This window comes from Pedobacter sp. CFBP9032 (assembly GCF_034045265.1).
Lineage (GTDB): Bacteria > Bacteroidota > Bacteroidia > Sphingobacteriales > Sphingobacteriaceae > Pedobacter.
The window spans coordinates 1-334 of sequence record NZ_JAXCWE010000042.1; the positions used below are offsets into that span (position 1 = coordinate 1).

Consider the following 334-nt stretch of genomic DNA (forward strand, 5'->3'; position numbering starts at 1 on the left):
ACTTGATACTCTGGGGGATTAGCTCAGCTGGCTAGAGCGCCTGCCTTGCACGCAGGAGGTCAACGGTTCGACTCCGTTATTCTCCACCATGAAGAATGGCGACCGGTCAACGGTTCGTTCCGATAGCTATCGGAACCGTTATTCTCCACCATTAAAGGTTGAGGGTTGAAAGGTATAGGGTATAAGGTTAACACCTGTAGCTGAAACTAAACGACAACAGAAAATAAAAACAAAAGATATCATCGGGATCGATGATCTACATTGACATAAAGATTAAGACAAGAAGAAACGCCATGGGGCAGATACGATAAAAAGTATTAAACGGTTCGAGACC

1 tRNA gene is annotated in these 334 nt (G+C 44.6%); it reads left to right on the forward strand.

The window, feature by feature from the left end:
* Window positions 1-12 precede the first annotated feature (12 nt).
* Window positions 13-89, forward strand: a tRNA-Ala gene (locus SOM16_RS23070).
* Window positions 90-334: the final 245 nt, after the last annotated feature.